At 60.4% G+C, this 16,818-nt stretch carries 12 protein-coding genes; 9 read left to right on the top strand and 3 right to left on the bottom strand.

Annotation, left to right across the window (positions count from 1 at the left end; all coding sequences use genetic code 11):
- The first annotated feature begins 371 nt into the window (after nucleotides 1-371).
- The gene (locus AC3WTM_RS27760) at nucleotides 372-638 is read left to right on the top strand and encodes a hypothetical protein (RefSeq protein WP_007995656.1); all 267 of its coding nucleotides are present in this window, start codon (nucleotides 372-374) and stop codon (nucleotides 636-638) included.
- A 112-nt stretch (nucleotides 639-750) separates the two neighbouring features.
- Here AC3WTM_RS27760 and gbdR read toward each other — a convergent pair whose 3' ends face one another.
- A complete protein-coding gene (gene gbdR, locus AC3WTM_RS27755) occupies nucleotides 751-1,854 on the bottom strand; it encodes a choline metabolism transcriptional regulator GbdR (protein WP_007975492.1) in 1,104 nt (367 codons plus the stop codon).
- Nucleotides 1,855-2,392: 538 nt separating this feature from the next.
- The gene (locus AC3WTM_RS27750) at nucleotides 2,393-3,769 is read right to left on the bottom strand and encodes an L-serine ammonia-lyase (protein WP_102672293.1); all 1,377 of its coding nucleotides are present in this window, start codon (nucleotides 3,767-3,769) and stop codon (nucleotides 2,393-2,395) included.
- A gap of 435 nt (nucleotides 3,770-4,204) precedes the next feature.
- Here AC3WTM_RS27750 and AC3WTM_RS27745 point away from each other — a divergent pair, with 435 nt between their 5' ends.
- The 3 genes from AC3WTM_RS27745 to choV all read left to right on the top strand — a co-directional run bounded on the left by AC3WTM_RS27745 (nucleotide 4,205) and on the right by choV (nucleotide 7,239).
- Nucleotides 4,205-5,152 carry a choline ABC transporter substrate-binding protein gene (locus AC3WTM_RS27745; protein ID WP_057712981.1) on the top strand — a complete coding sequence of 316 codons (948 nt, stop codon included), beginning with the start codon at nucleotides 4,205-4,207 and terminating at the stop codon, nucleotides 5,150-5,152.
- 66 nt (nucleotides 5,153-5,218) lie between these two features.
- Nucleotides 5,219-6,064 (top strand): choline ABC transporter permease subunit, encoded by an 846-nt coding sequence (gene choW / locus AC3WTM_RS27740; protein ID WP_102672295.1) that lies wholly within the window; start codon nucleotides 5,219-5,221, stop codon nucleotides 6,062-6,064.
- Nucleotides 6,061-7,239, top strand: coding sequence for a choline ABC transporter ATP-binding protein (choV, locus tag AC3WTM_RS27735; RefSeq protein WP_047534342.1), 1,179 nt, complete (start codon nucleotides 6,061-6,063; stop codon nucleotides 7,237-7,239). Before choW ends, choV begins: the two co-directional genes overlap by 4 nt.
- 259 nt (nucleotides 7,240-7,498) lie before the next feature.
- On the opposite strand, the gene AC3WTM_RS27730 is transcribed toward choV, so the two are convergent.
- Nucleotides 7,499-9,439 (bottom strand): BCCT family transporter, encoded by a 1,941-nt coding sequence (locus AC3WTM_RS27730; RefSeq protein WP_256586137.1) that lies wholly within the window; start codon nucleotides 9,437-9,439, stop codon nucleotides 7,499-7,501.
- A 381-nt stretch (nucleotides 9,440-9,820) separates the two neighbouring features.
- Here AC3WTM_RS27730 and betI point away from each other — a divergent pair, with 381 nt between their 5' ends.
- From betI to AC3WTM_RS27705, 5 genes are all read left to right on the top strand, one after another.
- Nucleotides 9,821-10,414, top strand: coding sequence for a transcriptional regulator BetI (gene betI / locus AC3WTM_RS27725; RefSeq protein WP_007985937.1), 594 nt, complete (start codon nucleotides 9,821-9,823; stop codon nucleotides 10,412-10,414).
- A 62-nt stretch (nucleotides 10,415-10,476) separates the two neighbouring features.
- Nucleotides 10,477-11,949, top strand: coding sequence for a betaine-aldehyde dehydrogenase (betB, locus tag AC3WTM_RS27720; protein ID WP_057712979.1), 1,473 nt, complete (start codon nucleotides 10,477-10,479; stop codon nucleotides 11,947-11,949).
- A gap of 165 nt (nucleotides 11,950-12,114) precedes the next feature.
- Nucleotides 12,115-13,815 carry a choline dehydrogenase gene (gene betA / locus AC3WTM_RS27715; protein WP_102672291.1) on the top strand — a complete coding sequence of 567 codons (1,701 nt, stop codon included), beginning with the start codon at nucleotides 12,115-12,117 and terminating at the stop codon, nucleotides 13,813-13,815.
- 214 nt (nucleotides 13,816-14,029) lie between these two features.
- Nucleotides 14,030-15,472 carry a TldD/PmbA family protein gene (locus tag AC3WTM_RS27710; RefSeq protein ID WP_102672290.1) on the top strand — a complete coding sequence of 481 codons (1,443 nt, stop codon included), beginning with the start codon at nucleotides 14,030-14,032 and terminating at the stop codon, nucleotides 15,470-15,472.
- On the top strand, nucleotides 15,472-16,809 hold the full coding sequence (locus AC3WTM_RS27705; protein ID WP_102672289.1) for a TldD/PmbA family protein: 1,338 nt from the start codon (nucleotides 15,472-15,474) through the stop codon (nucleotides 16,807-16,809). The genes AC3WTM_RS27710 and AC3WTM_RS27705 overlap by 1 nt, the downstream gene beginning before the upstream one ends.
- Nucleotides 16,810-16,818: the final 9 nt, after the last annotated feature.

Here is a 16,818-nt window from a genome sequence, read left to right as displayed (position 1 = left end):
CCGGATAGATGAAAGCAAGCCAAACACGCATCAAAACCAGTATTGCAGAAATGGGGGGATCCATAGATGTGGGAGCGGGCTTGCCCGCGATGGCGTCGGGACAGACAACACAGAAACCACGAGCAAAAAAAACCCCGATCAAGCCGTGACAGGATCGAGGCAGAGGGTACTGTTGAGGAGCTGCCGTGCGAGGGTGACCAAACCTTCGTGAAGCGAGCTGAGTCCAGTGTGCCCCCTCCTTTGGCCGGCAAGTTGCTCGAAAACGACCTGTTCATAGCCAATGCTGCCATTGCGACAATTCGCCCTTGCCGACACCCGGCACCCCTACCAGAATCGAACCAAGACACCGTTCCCTGAAGAAGGATTGCGTCATGATGCACGCCGATTTGATAGACCAGGAAGACCTGTTGGGCCAGCTCAAGTCGTTGGGCTTCGAGGTGCCCACCGGCGCCACCGCCGAGCAAGCCTGCGAGTGTGCGGTACGAGGTTTGAACGATGTACGGGCGATGACCCTGCGGACCATGGTCAAACAGATGTACACCAGCAGCGCGACCATCCTGCCGGCGGTACGCCAGGCGATCGACAAGCAGTTGTTGCCGGCGCTGGCGGAGTATCAGCAGAGCCATACAGGCCGATAAACAGCCTTCGCGAGCAAGCCCGCTCCCACAGGAAATCGGGGTTGAACACAAAATGTGTGAACAATCCGAAAACCTGTGGGAGCGAGCTTGCTCGCGATGAAGGCGCCTCGGTCTAGAGCCTTACACTGGCAAACGTCGACTCGTTACGCGCCTGGCTCAGCGCCGACAACGGCCCGGACAACGGCGACAGCACCAGCGCTTGAGGCAACGGCATCATCGCCACCTGCTGGGTGGTGTTGGACCCTACACGCTCGTCACGTGGCGGAATGCCGAAGTATTCGCGGTAGCACTTGGAGAAGTGCGGCGTGGACACAAACCCGCAAACCGACGCCACTTCGATGATCGACATCGGCGTTTGCTTGAGCAGCTGGCGCGCGCGGATCAGGCGCAGCTTGAGGTAGTAACGCGACGGCGAGCAGTGCAGGTACTTCTGGAACAGCCGCTCGAGCTGACGACGGGACACCGCGACATACACCGCCAGTTCGTCGAGGTCGATCGGCTCTTCGAGGTTGGCTTCCATCAGCGCAACGATTTCCTGCAATTTTGGCTGGTTGGTGCCGAGCATGTGCTTGAGCGGCACACGCTGGTGATCCTGTTCGTTGCGGATGCGCTCGTAGACGAACATTTCCGAAATGGCCGCCGACAGTTCACGACCGTGATCGCGACTGATCAGGTGCAGCATCATGTCCAGCGGCGCGGTGCCGCCGGAGCTGGTGAAACGGTTACGGTCGAGGGTGAACAAGCGGGTGCTCATCGCTACGCGCGGGAAAGCTTCCTGCATCGCCGCCAGGCATTCCCAGTGCACGCTGCAATCGAAACCATCGAGCAGGCCGGCGCAAGCCAGGGCCCAGCTGCCGGTGCACACCGCGCCGAGTCGGCGGGACTGGCGAGCCTGGCTTTGCAGCCAGGACACGTGTTCCCGGGTAACAGTGCGCTGAATACCGATACCGCCGCAGACGATGACCGTGTCCATTGGCGGGGCTTTGTGCATGGAGGCGTCGGGGGTGATTTGCAGGCCGTCACTGGCCCAGACCTGGCCGCCATCGACGGTGAGGGTGGTCCAGCGATAAAGCTCGCGACCGGACAACTGGTTGGCCATGCGCAGCGGTTCTACAGCGGACGCCAGAGAAATCAGCGTGAAATTGTCCAGCAGCAGAAAGCCGATGGATTGAGGCGCACGGTTCTGGGGTTGGGCCCCGGAGTTGAACGTCGTCATCGCGGTATCTCCTCACACAAAGCGGGTGATGGCCTCAGGCGGAGGCTCTTTTTATTGCCATCGTTCTCGCGTGGGAGACGGGCTTTGTAATGACAGAGCAATTGCCATGCCTAAATTTGAATGCGCGTTCAATAACTCCTAAAAACGACGTCGGAATGTGTCTATGTATGTCTTGCAAGGCGTGGGGATTTAAGTGGCCATCAGGACTGGCAAGCGCCCCAGCCCACAAGCTGTGAGCAATTCGGTAGCACTTGTGGGAACGGCGTTTCGCCGCATCGCAGAGGAGTGTCACCGCAAGCACGGGTGACGAATGGTCGAAGCCTTGAATGACCCCGACCGCTGGCAAGACGATTTATCTGTAAGCGACGCACTAAAAGATGGCGCGACTTCGAGCGGGTGTTCACTTGGCGCGCAGTTTTGACTGGTCTGCCGCCTTCGCGAGCAAGCACGCTCCCACAGGGATCGAGGTGAACACAACTTTTGTGACCGACGCAAAACCTGTGGGAGCGAGCTTGCTCGCGATGGGGTCAACGCGGACTCAACACTCCACCGCACTCACCGCCAACCCACCCCGCGATGTTTCCTTATATTTGTCATGCATGTCGGCACCGGTATCGCGCATGGTGCGGATCACCCGATCCAGCGAAATGAAGTGCTGACCATCACCGCGCAATGCCATTTGCGCAGCGTTGATCGCCTTCACCGCGGCAATTGCGTTGCGCTCGATGCACGGCACCTGGACCAGCCCACCCACCGGGTCACAGGTCAGGCCGAGGTTGTGCTCCAGACCGATCTCTGCCGCGTTGCACAGTTGCTCTGGCGTGGCGCCAAGGATTTCCGCCAGCCCCGCCGCCGCCATGGCGCAGGCCGAACCGACTTCGCCCTGGCAACCGACTTCGGCACCGGAGATCGAGGCGTTCTTCTTACACAGGATTCCCACCGCCGCCGCGCCGAGGAAGTAGTCGACGACATTGGCGTCGGTCACGGCCTCGCTGAATTTCATGAAGTAGTGCAGCACCGCCGGAATGATCCCCGCCGCGCCGTTGGTCGGTGCCGTGACCATGCGCCCGCCGGCGGCGTTTTCTTCGTTGACCGCCAGGGCGAACAGGTTGACCCATTCCATGGCGCTCAAGGTCGAGCCGATCACGTTGGGTTTATTCAGTTCCTGCAGGCTGCGATGCAGCTTGGCCGCGCGGCGACGCACGTTCAACCCGCCGGGCAGGATGCCTTCGTGTTTGAGGCCCTGTTCAACGCAATCCTGCATGGCGCGCCAGAGCTTCATCAGGCCGCTGCGGATTTCATCCTCGCTGCGCCACACCCTCTCGTTGGCCATCATTAACTCAGCCACGCGCAGGTTGTGTTTTTTACACAGTTCCAGCAGTTCGGCGGCGCTGGAAAAATCATAAGGCAACACAGTGCTGTCGAGGTCGACGACACCGCTGGAGGCCTGCGCTTCATCAACGACAAAACCGCCGCCGACCGAATAGTAGGTGTCGCGATGCAACTCGCCGTCATCACCCTCGACAATCAGGGTCATGGCGTTGGGATGGAATGGCAGGTTCTCGTCGATCAGGCGCATGTCCCGGCCCCAGATGAAGGGCACCGGCAGGCGACCGTCGAGCAGCAGCGTATCGGTCTCGCGCAGGTTGGCGATACGGATGCCGATTTGCGACGGATCAATCGCATCCGGCCACTCGCCCATCAGCCCCATGATCACTGCATTGTCGCTGCCGTGGCCGATTCCGGTGGCCGACAACGAGCCGAACAGCTGGACTTCGACACGACGCACCTGCTCAAGCAATCCACGCTCGCGAAGGCCCTGCACAAACAACGCCGCCGCCCGCATGGGCCCCACGGTGTGCGAACTGGAAGGACCGATGCCGATTTTGAACAGGTCGAAAACACTGATAGCCATTACTGCCGAACTCCTGGATGGGCCCACTGCGCACGCAAAAACGCACGGTGACGGAGCTGCTACGCTCAAGCTGCAATCCGCCGAGATGACCGCATCATCAAGCTTTTATCGTGTTGTTCGACGTCTCTAACCGACGCACTCATGCCCACCAGCGCCGCGTGTCTTTTACGCCGTGTTTTCGCCGTTTTTTTGCGGTTCAGAAGGCGAATAGGGCCTGAAAAAATCTGTAAACGACGTCACCGACACTGGATGCGACCATCCCTGTACTGGATACGACGCACCCTGTAGGCGTCAGATTTTCACTGGTACATGATCATATCGACTCGATTGCAAGGCGCTGCGGTAGAGCTGTCTCCAGAACGCCATCCAACCGCAACCTATAAGTGCGGTGGTCCAGTCGGAACACTGCCAAAAAAAACACCAAGGAGTCCATCCATGAAAGGTTCCCCGTCGTTGTTGTTGGCCGCCATGCTTAGTCTGCCGGTTCTGGCGCAAGCCGCAGAACCGGCGCAGTGCAGTACCGTAAACTTCTCCGATGTCGGCTGGACCGACATCACCGCCACTACCGCGACCACCAGCGTCGTGCTCAACGCCCTCGGCTACAAGACCAAGACCACCATGATTTCCGTGCCCGTGACCTACAAGTCCCTGGCCGACGGCAAGAACATGGACGTGTTTCTGGGCAACTGGATGCCGACCATGGAAAACGACATCAAGGCCTACCGCGATGCCGGCACCGTGGAAACCGTACGCACCAACCTCAAGGGCGCCAAGTACACCCTCGCCGTCCCTCAGGCGCTGTACGACAAAGGCCTGCATGACTTCGCCGACATCGCCAAATTCAAGAAAGAACTCGACGGCAAGATCTACGGCATCGAGCCTGGCAACGACGGTAATCGTCTGATCCAGAGCATGATCGACAAGGATGCCTTCGGCCTGAAGACCGCCGGTTTCAAAGTCGTCGAATCCTCCGAAGCAGGCATGCTGTCGCAGGTCGACCGCGCACAGAAACGCGACACCGCCGTGGTGTTCCTCGGCTGGGCGCCGCACCCGATGAACAAGCGCTTCAAAATTCAATACCTGACCGGTGGCGATGACTTCTTCGGCCCCGACTTCGGTGCCGCCACCGTGGCGACCAACACCCGCAAGGGTTACGCGCAGGAGTGCAGCAACGTTGGTCAGTTGCTGAAAAACCTGGAGTTCACCGTCGACATGGAAAGCGAACTGATGGGCAACATCCTGGACGACAAGATGAAGCCTGACGCGGCCGCCAAGGCCTGGCTGAAAAACAATCCACAGGTGCTCGATACCTGGCTCGCTGGCGTGACCACCATTGACGGTAAACCAGGCCTGGAGGCCGTGAAAGCCAAACTGGCCAAGTAATCGCTTATGCCGGGCGGCCTCGGCCGTCCGGGCTGTTTATTTCCTTGCATGCGGACGTTCACTACCATGCTGATTGATCAGAAAATCCCCTTAGGCCAGTACATCGCGGGCTTCGTTGAATGGTTGACGCAACACGGCGCCAACACCTTCGACGCCATCGCCGTGTCACTGGAAACGATGATCCACGGCGTGACGTTTGCGCTGACCTGGTTCAACCCGCTGGTACTGATCGGCGTAATCGCACTACTGGCACACTTCATTCAACGTAAATGGGGCCTGACAGCGTTTGTCGTTGCCTCCTTTCTGCTGATCCTCAATCTGGGGTACTGGCAGGAGACCATGGAAACCCTCGCCCAGGTGATGTTTGCCACCCTGGTCTGCGTGGTCATCGGCGTGCCGCTGGGCATCGTCGCCGCGCACAAACCGATGTTCTATACTTTAATGCGTCCGGTACTCGATCTGATGCAGACCGTACCGACGTTCGTGTACCTCATTCCTACCCTGACCCTCTTCGGGCTGGGTGTGGTCCCGGGTCTGATCTCCACGGTGGTGTTCGCGATTGCCGCGCCCATCCGCCTGACCTACCTGGGTATCCGCGATGTCCCGGAAGAATTGATGGACGCCGGCAAGGCCTTTGGCTGCTCGCGCCGTCAATTGCTCTCGCGAATTGAACTGCCTCATGCCATGCCAAGCATCGCGGCCGGCATCACCCAGTGCATCATGCTGTCGTTGTCGATGGTGGTGATCGCGGCACTGGTTGGCGCCGACGGCTTAGGCAAACCCGTGGTCAACGCACTGAATACCGCTGATATCGCCCTGGGCTTCGAAGCAGGTCTGGCGATCGTACTGCTGGCGATCATGCTCGACCGTATCTGCAAACAACCCGACGCCAAAGTAGGGGGTGACGCATGAGCATTATTCGCTTCGATAACGTTGACGTTATCTTCTCCAAGGATCCACGCGAGGCACTCAAGCTGCTGGATCAAGGCATGACCCGTAACGAGATCCTGAAAAAGACCGGGCAGATTGTTGGTGTTGAAAAAGCCAGCCTGGACATCGAAAAAGGTGAGATCTGCGTACTGATGGGCCTGTCCGGCTCCGGTAAATCCAGCCTGTTGCGTTGCATCAACGGCCTCAACACCGTCAGCCGCGGCAAGCTGTTCGTCGAGCACGAAGGCAAGCAGATCGACATTGCCTCCTGCACCCCGGCAGAACTGAAAATGATGCGCACCAAGCGCATTGCGATGGTGTTCCAGAAGTTCGCCCTGATGCCCTGGCTGACCGTTCGCGAGAACATCAGCTTCGGTCTGGAGATGCAGGGTCGTCCCGAGAAGGAACGCCGCAAGCTGGTGGACGACAAGCTGGAGCTGGTGGGCCTGACCCAGTGGCGCAACAAGAAACCCAACGAGCTATCCGGTGGTATGCAACAACGCGTGGGCCTGGCCCGTGCGTTGGCGATGGACGCCGACATTCTGTTGATGGACGAACCGTTCTCGGCGCTCGACCCACTGATCCGCCAGGGCCTGCAAGACGAGCTGTTGGAACTGCAACGCAAGCTGAGCAAGACCATCGTATTCGTAAGCCACGACCTCGATGAAGCCCTGAAACTTGGCAGCCGTATCGCGATCATGAAAGACGGCCGGATCATCCAGTACAGTGTGCCGGAAGAGATCGTGCTGAACCCGGCGGACGACTACGTGCGGACCTTCGTGGCCCACACCAACCCGCTGAACGTACTGTGCGGTCGCAGCCTGATGCGCACCCTGGACAACTGCAAACGCATCAACGGTTCGGTATGCCTCGATCCGGGCGGCGATTCGTGGCTGGACCTGGCGGAAGGCAACACGATCAAAGGTGCGCGTCAAAACGGTTCTGCTCTGGATCTGCAGAACTGGGTACCAGGTCAAGCTGTTGAAGGTCTGGGTCGTCGACCAACCCTGGTGGACTCGAACATCGGCATGCGCGATGCGCTGCAGATTCGTTATCAGACCGGCAACAAACTGGTGCTGCACGATAACAACCATGTAGTGGGGATTCTTGGCGACAGCGAGCTGTATCACGCACTGCTCGGCAAGAACCTGGGGTAAGGCAACAGATGCAAAAACGCCGCGAGAGTATCGCGGCGTTTTTGTTTGTGGGGATATCGGGTGATGCAGCTTTGCGGCTGATGACCCCATCGCGGGCAAGCCCGTTCTCACATGGACGGAGAACAACCTGTGGGAGCGAGCTTGCTCGCGATGAGGGCTTAACATTCAACATGAGTGTTGACTGTCCCTCCGCTATCGCGAGCAAGCTCGCTCCCACAGGGGATTGCGGAGCATTCACTGCACCGCAGTTCCTCACACCTTAGCTATAAACCCGGCCAAGGAGCTGCCGATGGCTTTCAAACTGATCGAGCACGTCACGGGTGATCTGATCCTGGGTGAAGCCCATCAAGTCGTAGTCCTGGCTGCCGTTGTGCAGATACACCTCGGCGCGGTAATAACGCTGACGCGCCTCATCGGATTGAGCCGATTCGGTTGGCGTGGCCAGGTAGCCATCCAGGCTGACTTCGTAGACAAACGGGTTGCCCTCTTCCATCTCGACCCGTACGCCCATGCAACGCTTGGACTTGCCCAGCAGCGTCTGAACCTCCAGACCTTGAGCACGCATTTGCGCCGTCGCATCTTCCAGCGCCGGAGTCACGTGCTTGTCCATGAAGCGCTGCACCACCGACTGGCTCGGTTGCAGGTCCAGCTGGGTCAAGCGCTCAGTGAAACCACGGCGACCACGTGCCGCCAGCTCCGCTTGCTCCTGTTCGATCTGCACGTCCTGGCGCATGGCCTTGTGCAAGCCGAACATGAAGAACACCAGCACCACCGAGAACGGCAGACCGGCCAGCACCACCATGGTTTGCATGGCTTCGAAGTTGCCGGCGAACAGCAGGCCGATGGTCACCAGGGTGATCACCGCCGACCAGAAGATCCGTAACCAGTGCGGCGCGTCTTCATCGACATTGCCGCCCTTGCACGAAAGGTTGGCCATCATCACCGCGCCGGAGTCCGCCGGGGTCAGGAACAGCACGAAACCGACAAAGATCGACACGCCGATCACAACCTTCGACGCCGGGTAATGCTCAAGCAACTGGTAGATCGCCATGGACGGCTGTTCCAGCGCCGTCTTCCCGAGCTCCACCGCCCCATGGTTCATCACCAGGTCCAGGGCAGAGTTACCGAAGATCGACAGCCACGCCAGGGTGAAGCCCAGCGGAATCAGCAGCACGCCGGCCACCAGTTCGCGCACGGTGCGACCACGGGAAATACGCGCGATGAACATGCCCACGAATGGCGCCCAGGAAATCCACCAGGCCCAATAGAACAGGGTCCACAGGCCCAGCCAGCGGTCGGACTTCTCACTGTCGCCTTCGTACACATACAGATCGAAAGTCTTCAGCACCACGCCGTTCAGGTAGTCACCGACGTTCTGTACGAAACCGTTGAGCAGGTGCAAGGTCGGGCCGAACAACAGGACGAAAATCAGCAGGCCGCTGAACAGCACGATGTTGAGGTTGGACAGACGGCGGATGCCGTTTTCCACGCCCGACACGGCAGCGATGGTCGCCACGGTGCTCATCACGATGATCACGATCAGCAGGTTGGTGTTGCTGTGCTCCATGCCGAACAGGTTTTCCAGCCCCGACGACACTTGCAGCGAACCGATCCCCAGGTTCGTCACCAGCCCCAGCAGGGTCACGAACATGCCGAAGCCGTCCACCGCGTGCCCGGCCGCGCCCTTGACCCAACGCTCTCCCACCAGCGGATACAACGCCGAACGCAACGCCAGCGGCTGGTTGTGCCGGTAGGCAAAGTACGCCACGGCCAGGCCGACCAGCGCGTAGATCGCCCAGCCATGCAAGCCCCAGTGCAGGAAGGTCAGTTGCACCGCCTGACGGGCCGCCAGGTTGCTGCCAGCCACGCCTTCCGGTGGGTTGAAGTAATGGTCCAGCGGCTCGGACGCGCCGAAGTACAGCAGCGAAATACCGATACCCGAGGAGAACAGCATCCCCGCCCAGGCACCGTAGCTGAAGTCCGGGGTGTCGTCCTTGCTGCCCAGTTTCAATTTGCCGTAGGACGAAAACGCCAGACCAACGACAAAAAGCAGGTAGGCGGCGATCACCACCATGTAGTACCAGCCGAAGCTGCGGGACAACCAGGCTTGCGCCGTACCCAGCATTCTGCCGGCCTCTTGCGGGGCGATGATCAGAATGGCGGTCAACAACAGAATCAACGCGGTAGAGGTGTAGAACACCCAACCGTTGACCGTCACCTTCTCGGGTGGGGTCTTTATTAGCGAGGCAGAACTCATGGCACAGATGCTCCGGGCAGTGCGAGAGAAGAACGCAAGACAAACGAGTTACCCGACCAATCGGTTAGTGGGCAGCCGACCGGTGGGTGATATAAAGACAGCCCGAAAAAAGCCCGAAACCCCTGGAGCGCCGCAGCGCGTAGGTTTCGAGCAGTTTCGGAAGTCGTTTTTTCCGCCGCTACATGTAGGAAAAATCTGTAGGCAGCGACGATTTGTCGCAGATCTTATTCTTTGTTGATTGAACGTTCAATCAAAACAAAATAGACTGGCCTTCAACCCGGTAGCCGTCATACGTCCACCGGAAGGCCTAAGGAGATGTGCAAGATGCCCAAGGTCGGTATGCAACCCATCCGCCGCCAGCAATTGATCGAAGCCACTTTGCAGGCCGTCGATCAGGTCGGAATGGGGGACGCCAGCATTGCGCTGATCGCCCGTTTGGCCGGTGTCTCGAATGGCATCATCAGTCACTACTTTCAGGACAAGAATGGCCTGATCGCCGCCACCATGGGGTACCTGATGACTGTCCTGAGCGAGAACGTCACCCTGCGCCGACAGGCGCTGACAGATGACAGCCCGAGGGCTCATCTGCAGGTGATCATCGAAGGCAACTTCGACGCCAGCCAGGTCAATGGCCCGGCAATGAAAACCTGGCTGGCCTTCTGGGCCACCAGCATGCACCAGCCGTCTTTGCACAGGTTGCAGCGGATCAACGATCACCGTCTGTATTCCAACCTGTGCTGCCAGTTTCGCCGCGTGCTGCCGCTCAATGATGCGCGCAGTGCCGCCCGAGGCCTGGCAGCGTTGATCGACGGCCTGTGGTTGCGCGGCGCGTTGTCGGGAGATGCTTTCGACACCGAGCAGGCGCAACAGATTGCTTACGAATACATGGATACCCAACTGGCCAAGCGGGTGAGTTAGAGCACACATAAACGCTCAACCACCGAACCGCGCCAGCCACTTAATGCTCTTGCGAGGACTTTATGGCCCGTTTCGAACTGCAAAAACTCTACATCGATGGCGCGTACAGCGACGCCAGCAGCGACGCCACTTTCGAAGCCATCAACCCGGCTAACGGTGAAGTCCTCGCAAAAGTGCAACGTGCTACCAAGGAAGACGTCGAACGCGCCGTCGTCAGCGCCGAAAAAGGCCAGAAAATCTGGGCCGCCATGACCGCCATGGAGCGTTCGCGCATCCTGCGTCGTGCCGTGGAAATCCTGCGCGAGCGCAACGACGAACTGGCCGCCCTGGAAACCCTGGACACCGGCAAGGCCTACTCCGAAACCCGCTACGTCGACATCGTCACCGGCGCTGACGTGCTGGAGTACTACGCAGGCCTGGTACCGGCCATCGAAGGCGAGCAGATTCCGCTGCGCACCACTTCGTTCGTCTACACCCGTCGCGAGCCGCTGGGCGTTGTGGCCGGTATCGGCGCGTGGAACTACCCGATCCAGATCGCCCTGTGGAAATCCGCACCAGCCCTGGCGGCCGGTAACGCGATGATCTTCAAGCCAAGCGAAGTCACCTCGCTGACCACCCTGAAACTGGCCGAGATCTACACCGAAGCCGGCGTACCAAATGGCGTGTTCAACGTCCTGACCGGCAGCGGCCGTGAAGTCGGCACCTGGCTGACCGAACACCCGCGCATCGAGAAAGTCTCGTTCACCGGCGGCACCGATACCGGCAAGAAAGTCATGGCCAGCGCTTCGAGCTCTTCGCTCAAGGACGTGACCATGGAACTGGGTGGCAAGTCGCCGCTGATCATCTGCGACGACGCCGACCTCGATCGCGCCGCCGACACCGCGATGATGGCCAACTTCTACAGCTCCGGCCAGGTTTGCACCAACGGCACTCGCGTGTTCGTACCGGCTCACCTGAAGGCCGCTTTCGAAGCCAAGATCGCTGAGCGCGTTGCGCGCATCCGCATCGGCAACCCGGAAGACGAAAACACCAACTTCGGTCCGCTGGTCAGCTTTGCGCACATGGAAAGCGTGCTGGGCTACATCGCCAAGGGCAAGGAAGAAGGTGCCCGCCTGCTGTGCGGCGGTGAGCGCCTGACCGACGGTGAATTCGCCAAGGGTGCGTTCGTGGCGCCGACCGTGTTCACCGACTGCACCGACGACATGACCATCGTCCGCGAAGAAATCTTTGGCCCGGTGATGGCGATCCTCTCCTACGAAACCGAAGAAGAAGTGATCCGCCGCGCCAACGACACCGACTTCGGCCTGGCCGCCGGTATCGTCACCAAGGACCTGAACCGCGCCCACCGCGTGATTCATCAGCTGGAAGCCGGTATCTGCTGGATCAACGCCTGGGGCGAATCCGACGCGAAGATGCCGGTCGGTGGCTACAAGCAGTCGGGTGTCGGCCGTGAGAACGGCATCAGTTCGCTGAACAACTTCACCCGCATCAAATCGGTACAGGTCGAGCTGGGCGATTACGTCTCGGTGTTCTAAGGCGACATTCTCTTCGCCTGCGAGACCGCTATCGCAGGCAAGCCAGCTCCCACAGGTTTGGTGTCGACCACCAAATCTGTGGTCACCCCGATCCTGTGGGAGCGTGGCTTGCCCGCGATCGAGTGCGAAGCACTCGCCTGACCATTTTCAAAGAGGGTGCATTCAATGTCCCAAGAATTCGACTACATCATCATCGGTGCCGGCTCTGCCGGTAACACCCTGGCGACCCGTCTGACCGAAGACGCAGGCGTCACCGTCCTGCTGCTCGAAGCCGGCGGCCCCGACTACCGCATGGACTTCCGCACGCAGATGCCGGCCGCCCTGGCGTTCCCGCTGCAAGGCCGTCGCTACAACTGGGCCTACGAAACCGATCCGGAACCACACATGGACGGTCGTCGCATGGAGTGCGGTCGCGGCAAGGGCCTGGGCGGTTCCTCGCTGATCAACGGCATGTGCTACATCCGCGGCAACGCCATGGACTACGACGGCTGGGCAAAATTGCCAGGCCTTGAGGACTGGTCGTACCTGGACTGCCTGCCGTATTTCCGTAAAGCGGAAACCCGCGACATCGGCCCTAACGACTACCACGGTGGCGACGGCCCGGTCAGCGTGACCACGCCGAAAGCCGGCAACAACCCGCTGTTCCACGCCATGGTTGAAGCCGGCGTGCAGGCCGGTTACCCGCGCACCGAAGACTTGAACGGCTACCAGCAGGAAGGCTTCGGCCCGATGGACCGCACCGTGACGCCGAAAGGTCGTCGTGCCTCCACCGCCCGCGGCTACCTGGACGTCGCCAAGAAGCGTTCGACCCTGACCATCGTCACCCACGCCCTGACCGACAAGATCCTGTTCGAAGGCAAGCGTGCAGTCGGCGTGCGCTATCTGGTCGGCGCTGCCGAAGAACGCGTTGAGGTCAAGGCGCGCAAGGAAGTGCTGCTGTGCTCCGGCGCCATCGCTTCGCCGCAGATCCTGCAACGCTCCGGCGTCGGCCCGGCCGAACTGCTGAACAAACTCGACATTCCGGTGGTCCACGACCTGCCGGGCGTTGGTGAAAACCTGCAGGATCACCTTGAGCTGTACCTGCAATACGCTTGCACCCAACCGGTCTCGCTGTACCCGTCGCTGCTCTGGTACAACCAGCCGGCCATCGGTGCCGAGTGGCTGTTCAACGGCACCGGCATCGGCGCCAGCAACCAGTTCGAAGCCGGCGGTTTCATCCGTACCCGTCCGGAGTTCGAATGGCCGAACATCCAGTACCACTTCCTGCCGGTAGCGATTAACTACAACGGCAGCAACGGTGTGAAAGAGCACGGCTTCCAGGCGCACATGGGCTCCATGCGCTCGCCTAGCCGTGGTCGCATCCAGGTCAAGTCCAAGGACCCGCGCCAGCACCCGAGCATCCTGTTCAACTACATGGCCACCGAGCAGGACTGGCAAGAATTCCGCGACGGCATCCGCCTGACCCGGGAAATCATGCAGCAACCTGCACTGGACGCCTTCCGCGGTCGCGAGATCAGCCCGGGCATCGAGGTGCAAACCGACGAGCAACTGGACAAGTTCATCCGCGAACACGCCGAAACCGCGTTTCACCCGTCCTGCTCGTGCAAGATGGGCACCGACGAAATGGCGGTAGTCGATGGCGAAGGCCGCGTGCATGGCATGCAAGGCCTGCGTGTGGTCGATGCGTCGATCATGCCGATCATCACCACCGGCAACCTCAATGCACCGACGATCATGATGGCCGAGAAAATCGCCGACAAGATCCGTGGCCGCCAGCCGTTGCCGCGCAGCAAGGCCGCCTACTATGTGGCCGGTGATGCGCCGGTAAAGGGCAAGCCTATGCGTGAAGTGAGCCAGACGGCGTAAGGCATTACACCGCGTCACGCCCCATCGCGAGCAAGCTCGCGATGGGGCCCTGACAACCAACACACATCTTCCCGCCGAACCCGATAATCCCTCCCTACACCGCTCCTCCCTTGATCCTCCCCCCTTGCAGGCCTAATCTAGCGCCACGCAAACGTCTCACATCTTCCCCTCGCAACACCGCTGCGCCGCCACTCCATACCCAGGAGGTTCACGAATGTTCGATTTCTACCCCCAGCTCAAGCAGCGCTTCGCTGCCTTGCGCACGGGTGCTGAATTCTTTTCCCTGCGTTATGTGCGCGAATCCGGGCAGTACCTGTCGGTGCGCAAGAACGTCGCCGAACCACCGAGCCTGAGCCGCGACGAAGGGGCGATGCTGACCGTGCGGGTCAATGGCGTCGAGGCCTATGCGGCCACTAACGACCTGTCGCAACAGGGCCTGCAAGCCGCCCTCGAACGCGCCGAATTCCAGGCCCGTCGACTCAAGCCCCACGCCTTGCTGGACCTGCGCGAGCAGGCTGTTTCCAGCGACCGCGCCGATTACTTTTCACCCAACCTCAACCAGGCCTTCCCGTCCCTGAGCGACTGCTTCCAACTGCTTGGCACCGAGTCGGCCGCCGTGCCCAAGGACGAGCGCCTGGTGAACTGGCAGGTCAGCCTGGGTATCACCCACGTCGAGCAGATCTACCTCAACAGCGCCGGTGCCGAACTGCGCCAGGCCCAACGCTTTGTGTACCCCGGCCTGGACGTCACGGCCTACGACGGCAACGACAGCCAGACCCGCAGCCTTGGCCGCGAGAACTTCGGCCAGCAAGGCGCGGCGGACGTCATCAGCCGCTGCGGGCTGATCGGTGCCGGTGCCCAGGTGGCCGATCAGGCCTTGCAATTGCTCCTGGCGCCAAACACCCCGCAAGGCAAGCGCGACCTGCTGCTGATGCCCGACCAGATGATGCTGCAAATCCACGAGTCCATCGGCCATCCGCTGGAGCTGGACCGCATCCTCGGTGACGAGCGCAATTACGCCGGCACCAGTTTCGTCAAAGCCAGCGATTTCGGCCGCCTGCAATACGGTTCCGGCCTGCTCAACGTGACCTTCGATCCCGATATCCCCGAAGAACTCGCCAGTTACGCTCATGACGACGACGGTACGCCCGCCAGCAAACAGTTCCTGATCCGCGAAGGCTTGTTGCTGCGTCCGCTGGGCGGCGCGCTTTCGCAATTCCGTGCCGGCATGGACGGCGTCGCCAACAGCCGTGCCTGCGGCTGGAACCGCCCCCCCATCGACCGCATGGCCAACCTCAATATCGAGCCCGGCGATCAGTCCATCGAACAACTGATCGGTGGCATCGAACACGGCGTGCTGATGTCGACCAACCGTTCGTGGTCGATCGACGATGCACGCAACAAATTCCAGTTCGGCTGCGAATGGGGCCAACTGATCGAAAACGGCGAACTCAAGGGCGTGGTGAAAAATCCCAACTATAGGGGCATCTCCGCGCAGTTCTGGAAAAGCCTCAGCGCCGTCGGCGATGCCGGCACCCTCAAGGTCCTCGGCACACCAAACTGCGGCAAGGGCGAACCGAACCAGGTGATCCGCGTCGGCCACGCGTCACCGGCCTGTGTGTTCAGCAACGTTGATGTATTCGGAGGAGACGCCTGATGAATCCTTCAAACAGCCAGTCCGCGTCGTTCAAGGCGCTGGTCAATAGCCTGCGTGCAGCCCTGCGCGAGCCCGAGCAGTTCACTCTCAGCTACGCCGCCGAGTCGTCGGCCTTCGTGCGTTTCAACCACGCCAAGGTGCGTCAGGCCGGTCAGGTGCAACAGGCGAGTATCGGCCTGAAGCTGATCAACGAAGGCCGCCACGCCGACCTGAACATCACCCTCGCCGGCGACCCTCAGGTTGATCTGCGACGTTTGACCGAAGGCCTGCAACAGCTGCGGGAAACCTTGCCGCTGCTGCCTCCGGATCCTTATCTGCTGCTCAACCACAATGGCTGGCAGAGCAACAACGTGCAGTCGCATCCACTGCCGGACACCGAACAGGTGGTCGCACAAATCACCCAGGCTGCCGATGGCCTGGATCTTGTCGGTTTCTACGCTGCCGGACCGATCAGCCGAGGCTTTGCCAGTTCTTCGGGTGCCTTCGGCTGGCATCAGGCCAACAGTTTCAATTTCGACTTCAGCCTGTTCCACGAGAACGGCCAGGCCGTGAAAGCCAGCTACGCAGGGCACGACTGGAGCAGCGAAGGCTTTGCCAAACGCTTCCGGCAAGCCCGCGAGCAGCTTGAATTTCTGGGCCGGCCGCTACGCACTTTGGCGCCCGGCCAATACCGCGCTTACCTGGCACCGGCGGCGCTGGAAGAAATCATGGGCATGCTGTGCTGGGGTGGTTTCTCGGCACAGTCGATTGCCAGCAAAAGCAGCCCGCTGCAAAAGCTCTACGGTGGCGACAGCGCTTTCAGCCCGCTGGTCTCGCTGAATGAAAAAGTCAGCGGCTCGCTGAGCCCGGCGTTTTCCGATGAAGGTTATCCACGCAGCGACCTGGGGTTGATCGTGGACGGCAAGGCCGGGGCACAACTGGTCAGCTCGCGCAGCGCGGCGGAATACGGTTTGACTGCCAACGGCGCCAGCGGTGGTGAATCACCGAGCGCGCTGAACATGAAAGCCGGGGCATTGCCTGACGCGGACATCCTCAAGCAACTGGGCACCGGGTTGTACATCAGCAACCTGTGGTACCTGAACTTCTCGGATCAACCGGCCGCACGCCTGACCGGCATGACCCGGTTTGCCACGTTCTGGGTCGAAAACGGCGTGATTCAGGCACCGGTCAGCACCATGCGTTTTGATGACAGTGCTTTCAGCCTGCTCGGTTCGCAACTGGAAGCGTTGACCGCTGAGCGGGAGTTGTTGCTGTCGGCGAGTACATATAGCCAGCGGGCGACGGCTTCGTCGCTGTTGCCGGGGGCGCTCGTGAGCCGGTTGACCCTGACACTGTAAACACGCATA

The organism is Pseudomonas sp. EU05-FHT14B02, assembly GCF_058791055.1.
This window is presented reverse-complemented; position numbering and strand designations above follow the sequence as displayed.